The organism is Phenylobacterium sp., assembly GCF_036402295.1.
In the GTDB taxonomy this organism is placed as follows: domain Bacteria; phylum Pseudomonadota; class Alphaproteobacteria; order Caulobacterales; family Caulobacteraceae; genus Phenylobacterium.
In genome coordinates this window covers 1-6,044 of record NZ_DASWTE010000135.1, presented here as the reverse complement: position 1 = coordinate 6,044, position 6,044 = coordinate 1, and the positions used below count along the sequence as shown (strand labels likewise).

Genomic DNA, 6,044 nt, shown 5'->3' with positions numbered 1-6,044 from the left:
GCTTCTGTTGCCAGGCGCCTCCCGAGCCCCGCCTAGAGATCTGAACCTCTAGGACTTGGTTCGGATGTTACCGGACCGCATTACGCAGCCAGGCGAACTTCCTCAGCGAAGTTATCGTTCGCATTTAGTTTAAAGACCCGGGACGGTGGGTCAGGCCGAGAGAAAGCAACGCCTTTACACGTCTGTCGATGCTGATCGGCCCCATGCTTCCCAGGTAAGAAACTCACTATCCGGCGATAACCCGGGGGAAGATTGGTGGAGCCGCCGGGAATCGCACCCGGGTCCAGTCCGCTTATTATGCGCGCGTTTATCTCCATAGTCGGGCGAACCCGACGCCTCACATATAGGCGCTCGGGGTTGAGATTCAACGAATTCTCTCCCTTCCGGCGCTTCGCGAAGCGCGAACGGCGGCGCCGTTTTCGCGGACGGCCACCGGGCCTTCGTGGGCGGATTCACGGCCCACGCCAGCGGCCGTTAGCCTTCAGGGCCTCCCCGAGACCCGGAGTTTCTCGCATCATGAACACCTTCGTCCACGCTGCACGCCCGCTGGTGAACGACCTCTTCTCCAGCCTCCTCTTCGCCGCCCTGCTGGTCGCCGGCGTCGATCCGCTCGCGGCCACGATCATCGCCATGGTCACGGGCGTGGGCCACGTCGCTCTGCTGCTCGGCCTGCGCCGCCAGGTCGCGCCGCTGCAGTGGGCGAGCCTGGGCCTGGTGATTGTGTTCGGCGGCGCAACCCTCCTGGTGCACGACCCCCGCTTCCTGATGGCCAAGCCCACGGTGGTCTACCTGCTGCTCGCCGCCTTCATGCTGCGCAAGGGCTGGATGCTGCGCTACCTGCCGCCGATCTCCCAGGGCCGGGGCGCGGGCGTGATGACCGCCTACGGCTATGTCTGGGCAGGCCTGATGGCGCTCACCGGCGGGCTCAACCTGATGTTCGCCGTCGCGCTGCCCGAGCAATGGCCGCTCTACAAGGCGATCTTCCCGATGTCGTCGAAGCTCGCGCTGTTCGCGGCGCAGTACCTGCACGTCCGTTCCGTCTCGATGCGCGAGCTCAAGGCCGAGCAGGCGGCGCTTCCGGCGTAGCGGGCGCCGTGGACGCGGCAGCGGCCTCGTCGACCTCGCCGATGTCGATGAGGCCCTTCCAGCCGTCCTGGGTTTTGCGCCAGACGGTGACGTAGTTGCCGGTCATCACCCGCGAGCCGTCGAGCCAGGTGCGCTTCCAGTCGCCGATGGTCATGGCCATTTCGCCCGAAGCCGCGCCCCAGGCCTGCTTCGGAACCCACTCCACCTTCACCCGCTGGGGCTTGTCGCCGCCCATCAGGGCGTAGATCGCGGCCGAGCCCTTCGCCGGGTCGCCGCCCGTGCCGTAGAGCAGGCCGTCGCTTTCCATGAACTCGCGGAACGCCTGGGCCGGGTGCACCACTTGGGCGCGGTCGTGGAAGGCGCGGTCGGCGGCCAGCGCTTCGGCGGCGGCCTGGGCCGAGAGGTCGGCGGCCAGCGCAGGGCCGGCCAGCGAGAGCGCCAGCGCGGCGGCGGCGAGGGTCTTCATCGGGGTCAGCTCCGGGGCGTTTCCGGCGCAGCTTCGCTTGCCGGCACGCCGGCGTCCACTTCGGCCGATGGGGCCGGCTCGGCGCCCGGCGGGCCCTGGCGCGCGTCGGGATTGGGGCGCAGCCGCCCGCCCTCGGCCAGCAGCGCCTCGTGGGCGCGGCGGGCGCTGGCGAAGCTCACCCCGCGCGGGAAGATCACATCGAAGCGGGGATCATGGCCCAGCGCGGCGCCCAGCACAGCCTCCAGCACCTCGCCGATCTCGCCCACCTCGGCCGGATCGCAGGCCCGATGCAGGGTGGTGGAGCGCCCGGGCGTGACCAGGGTCACATCATAGCCGGTCCCCTCGACGCAGACGGCGTCGGCCGCGCCCGCCTCCGACACCCTCACGTCGCGCGGGGAGCGCCACGCGGGCAGCCTCGCCAGCGCCCGGAACCGCTCGGCCGAGCCGGGCGGAAGCTGTTCGTCGAAGCCGATCCGCCGGCCGATCACCGCCTCGCAGCACGCCATGCCGGCGCGGGCCTGCACGAACGCGTCCGCGCCGCGCACGATGATGCGCGTCACCGTCTGGCGCGTACTGCCCGTGGGCCGGGTCCAGACCTCCAGGATCATCTCGTCGCCGCGCACCAGCTGCCACTGCAGCGGCATGAGGCCCCACAGGCGGTAGGTGGAGGGCTGGACGCCGTTGTCCGGCTCCACCAGCCGCTCGCCGCGGCGGATGCGGCGGCCGCCCAGGGGATCGGAGGCCTCGGTGGGCTTCAGCCGCTTTTCCTCCCACCAGCTCCTCGGGTCGGGCGGCGGGAAGGGCCATACGGCGGCCTCGGCGGGCGGCAGGTCGGGCGGCGGGGGGCGCGGCCCGTCGGGTGGAGGCTTGGCCTTGCGCGGGATAGGGATGAACAGTGGGATCTGCGCGTTCACGGGCGCGGCCAGGCTGAGCGCGATCAATACAGCAAGGGTGACGCGTACAGACACGCCATGAAAAGTGCGGTCCGGGCGGCAGGTTCCCGCCGACTAGAAGACCTCGACGCCCCGTTGCAGCGACAGCACGCCGGTGCGCGACACCTCGACGAGGCCAAGGCCCTTCATCAGGTCGACGTACTTGTCGATCTTCGACGGCGCGCCGGTGAGCTCGAAGACGAAGCTCTCGTGGGTGGTGTCGACCACCTTGGCGCGGAAGATGTCCGAGACGCGGAGGGCCTCCACCCGCTCGGCGCCCGTGCCGCGCACCTTCACCAGCGCCAGTTCCCGCTCGATGCCGTTAGGGTCCTTGGTCACGTCCTGCACGTGGCGGGTCGAGACCATCTTCTGCAGCTGCGCCTCGATCTGGCCCAGCACCTGCGGCGTGCCCCGGGTGACGATGGTGATGCGGCTGGTGTGCGCGTTGGGGTCGGTCTCGGCCACCGTCAGGCTGTCGATGTTGTAGCCGCGCGCCGCGAACAGCCCGACCACCCGGTGCAGCACCCCCGGCTCGTTGTCGACGAGCACCGCAAAGGTGGCCCGGCTCTCCTCCTGGTCCGCGTGGGAGAGGTCGTAAACGGAGGCGGGTTGGGTGTCGGTCATGTCGGCAGTCCTTGGCAGTGGCCGCTGAGGTGTCACAGGGCGGCCTCTGCCGCAAGCGGCGACTCCTTTACGTCCAGTGGCAGGTAGAGCGCCGGCTGCAATGGTCGCAGCCGCTCGTCGTAGCCGTCGTCCCACGGCATCCGGCCGTCGTTGTCCGACAGGACCAGCTGGAAAGCGTTAAAACCGAATGGCATTCCCGTCCGCGCCAGGCTCCTCATGGTCGCGAACGTGAACCAGCCCATCTCGCTCTCGAGCTGGCTCTCGTGCACCTTGCGCCAGACGCACGGCGAGCTCCTCGCCCTCGGGCCACACCTTGCCATCCTCAAGGATGAGCCGCCCGTCCTTGATCTGCGCAAACACCTCCCAGAGCAGCGCGTTCGCGGAGTCCTGGGGGATGTCGAATACGATTACCTCGGGCTGCCCCAACGTTTCATCGAATCCAATGGTGTAGGTCCAAGTCGGCGCTGTGCTGTAGTCGCCCACGTACACGGCGGTCCAGCCGTGCTCCTCGATGCGGCGCCCCAGCTGGGAAGTCACACCTCGATCTCGGCTGGTGAGCTTCAGCCAAGCGTCTTTCAGCCACGTCAGTGCGCCCCGCATAGTGAGAACATTAAGAGAACAAAGTCGAGCTAGTCAACGCTTGAGCTTCCGCCCGTTCGCCGCTTTCCTGCCGCGCCGAAGGAGACGCCTGACATGGACCTCAACCTCACCGGCCGCACGGTCCTGATCACCGGCGCCTCCAAGGGGATCGGCGCGGCGGCGGCCGAGGCGTTCGCGGAGGAGGGCTGTCAACTGATCCTGGCGGCGCGCAGCGGCGAGGTGCTGGAGAGCCTCTGCGAGCGGCTGCGGGGCCAGCATCAGATCCAGGCCCGCGCCGTCCCCACCGACATCCGCGATCCCGGGCAGCTGAGGGCGCTGGCCGAGGCGGGGAAGGACGCCGACATCCTGGTCAACAACGCCGGCGACATCCCGGGCGGCACGCTGGAGGCGGTGGACGAGGAGAAATGGCGCCACGCCTGGGAGCTGAAGGTGTTCGGCTACATCAACCTCACGCGGGCGATCTACGCCCACATGAAGGCCCGCGGGTCGGGCGTGATCATCAACGACATCGGCGCGGCGGGCGAGCGGATGGACGCGGGCTATATCGCCGGCTCCACCGGCAACGCGGCGCTCTACGCCTTCACCCGCGCGCTGGGCGGCAAGTCGCTGCGCGACGGGATCCGGGTGGTCGGCGTGAGCCCGGGCCCGGTCGAGACCGACCGCATCGTCACCCTGATGAAGGCCGCCGCCCAGCGCCGCTTCGGCGACGGGGGCCGCTACCGCGAGCTGATGGCGAACTACCCGCTGGGCCGCCCCGCCAAGCCGCGCGAGATCGCCGACCTGATGGCGTTCCTGGCTTCCGATCGCAGCGCCTACACCACCGGCGTGGTGTTCACCGTCGACGGCGGGATCAGCGCCTCGCCCGGGTGACCGTGGTTCCGCGGCCACAGTCTGCGGCCAAGGTTGGTTTCATCTGAAACACACTTTTGACGGCATCGGAGAACGTGCTATCCGCCGCGGCCTCAAGGATGAGAGTCATGTCGAAGATCGTCTTCAACAGCCTGCCTGCCCAGAGCCTCGACCGCCAGGTCGAGCGGAAGGGTATGCGCGCGTGGGAGGATGGCCCTCGGTAAGTCTCAGAATCTTTGAGATCGTCCGAAAGAACCCCTCCCGGCCCAGCCGCGGAGGGGTTCTTCGTTTCGGAAGGACGCTTTGCCGCCGCGGTGGATCGGGAGGGGCCGCAAGAGCAAGGAGAGGTCCAGATGAGCGGATTTGAAGTCATCGAAAGCCACGGGGTCCCGATCAAGGCGTGGACCCGGGGCGTGCCGGTCGAAGAGGCCGCGAAGAACCAGCTGCGCAATGTGGCGGGGCTGCCGTTCATCCACGGCCACGTGGCGGTGATGCCGGACGTGCACTTCGGCCGCGGCGCCACCGTGGGCTCGGTAATCCCGACCAAGGGCGCCGTGATCCCGGCGGCCGTGGGCGTCGACATCGGCTGCGGCATGATGGCGGTGCGCACCACCCTGACCGCGTCGGACCTGCCGGACACCCTTGCCGGTATCCGTTCGCTCATCGAGCGCGTGGTGCCGCACGGCGGCCCCGGCGTGAAGGGGAGCTGGCGCGAGCAGGGCCGCCACGGCGTGCCGAACGCGGTGGTGAACCGGTGGACCGCCTCGGGTCTCGAGCGGCGCTACAACGCGCTCGTCGAGAAGCACCCGATCCTTGCCGACGCCGCCAGCATCGTGCAGCTCGGCACGCTCGGCGGCGGCAACCACTTCATCGAGGGCTGCCTCGACACCGATCAGCGGGCGTGGGTGATGCTGCACTCGGGGTCGCGGGGCATCGGCAACGCCATCGGCCAGTTCTTCATCAACCGCGCCAAGGCGCTGGTGAAGGAGCGGGTCGGGGTGCGGCTCGCCGACATGGACCTCGCCTGGCTGGAGGAAGGCGAGGCCGACTTCGACGACTATGTCGAGGCGGTCTCGTGGGGCCAGGACTTCGCGCGTCAGAACCGCGAGGCGATGATGGTCCGCGTCCTCCAGGCGCTGCGCGAGGCCGGCCTGCCGGCGTTCAAGACCGACAAGGAGGCGGTGAACTGCCACCACAACTACGTTGTGAAGGAACGCCATTTCGGCGAGGAGGTCTGGCTGACCCGGAAGGGTGCGGTGCGGGCGGGCGCCGGCGAGCTCGGGATCATCCCGGGATCGATGGGCGCCAAGTCCTTCATCGTGCGGGGCAAGGGGAACGCCGAGTCCTTCTGCACCTGCTCGCACGGCGCGGGCCGGACCATGTCCCGGGCAGAAGCCAAGCGGCGCTTCACCGTCGACGACCACGTGGCCGCCACGGCGGGCGTCGAATGCCGGAAGGACGAGGGCGTCATCGACGAGACGCCGATG

At 69.0% G+C, this 6,044-nt stretch carries 8 protein-coding genes and 1 other RNA gene; 3 read left to right on the top strand and 6 right to left on the bottom strand.

Features of this window, described 5'->3' with window-relative positions; genetic code table 11:
- Positions 1 to 372: a transfer-messenger RNA gene (gene ssrA, locus VGD44_RS08395) on the bottom strand; the annotation flags it as partial.
- A 144-nt stretch (positions 373 to 516) separates the two neighbouring features.
- On the opposite strand from ssrA, the gene VGD44_RS08390 reads away from it, so the two are divergent.
- A complete protein-coding gene (locus tag VGD44_RS08390) occupies positions 517 to 1,086 on the top strand; it encodes an inner membrane-spanning protein YciB (RefSeq protein ID WP_331085828.1) in 570 nt (189 codons plus the stop codon).
- Here the strand turns inward: VGD44_RS08390 and VGD44_RS08385 are convergent.
- Genes VGD44_RS08385 through VGD44_RS08365 form a run of 5 tightly spaced genes read right to left on the bottom strand, consistent with a single transcriptional unit; the run spans position 1,055 to position 3,645 of the window.
- On the bottom strand, positions 1,055 to 1,552 hold the full coding sequence (locus VGD44_RS08385) for a YybH family protein (protein ID WP_331085826.1): 498 nt from the start codon (positions 1,550 to 1,552) through the stop codon (positions 1,055 to 1,057). The two genes, VGD44_RS08390 and VGD44_RS08385, sit on opposite strands and share 32 nt — an antisense overlap.
- A 5-nt stretch (positions 1,553 to 1,557) precedes the next feature.
- Positions 1,558 to 2,520 (bottom strand): hypothetical protein, encoded by a 963-nt coding sequence (locus VGD44_RS08380; RefSeq protein ID WP_331085824.1) that lies wholly within the window; start codon positions 2,518 to 2,520, stop codon positions 1,558 to 1,560.
- Between the two features lie 39 nt (positions 2,521 to 2,559).
- On the bottom strand, positions 2,560 to 3,108 hold the full coding sequence (ilvN, locus tag VGD44_RS08375) for an acetolactate synthase small subunit (RefSeq protein WP_331085822.1): 549 nt from the start codon (positions 3,106 to 3,108) through the stop codon (positions 2,560 to 2,562).
- Between the two features lie 32 nt (positions 3,109 to 3,140).
- A complete protein-coding gene (locus VGD44_RS08370; RefSeq protein ID WP_331085820.1) occupies positions 3,141 to 3,302 on the bottom strand; it encodes a hypothetical protein in 162 nt (53 codons plus the stop codon).
- Complete coding sequence (locus VGD44_RS08365) at positions 3,286 to 3,645, bottom strand: DUF4262 domain-containing protein (protein WP_331085818.1); 360 nt, start codon at positions 3,643 to 3,645, stop codon at positions 3,286 to 3,288. Before VGD44_RS08365 ends, VGD44_RS08370 begins: the two co-directional genes overlap by 17 nt.
- 156 nt (positions 3,646 to 3,801) lie before the next feature.
- On the opposite strand from VGD44_RS08365, the gene VGD44_RS08360 reads away from it, so the two are divergent.
- Positions 3,802 to 4,578: an SDR family oxidoreductase gene (locus tag VGD44_RS08360; protein WP_331085816.1), complete on the top strand. Its 777-nt coding sequence runs from the start codon at positions 3,802 to 3,804 to the stop codon at positions 4,576 to 4,578.
- Between the two features lie 332 nt (positions 4,579 to 4,910).
- A partial coding sequence (locus VGD44_RS08355; protein ID WP_331085814.1) for an RtcB family protein occupies positions 4,911 to 6,044 on the top strand: 1,134 nt, incomplete at its 3' end.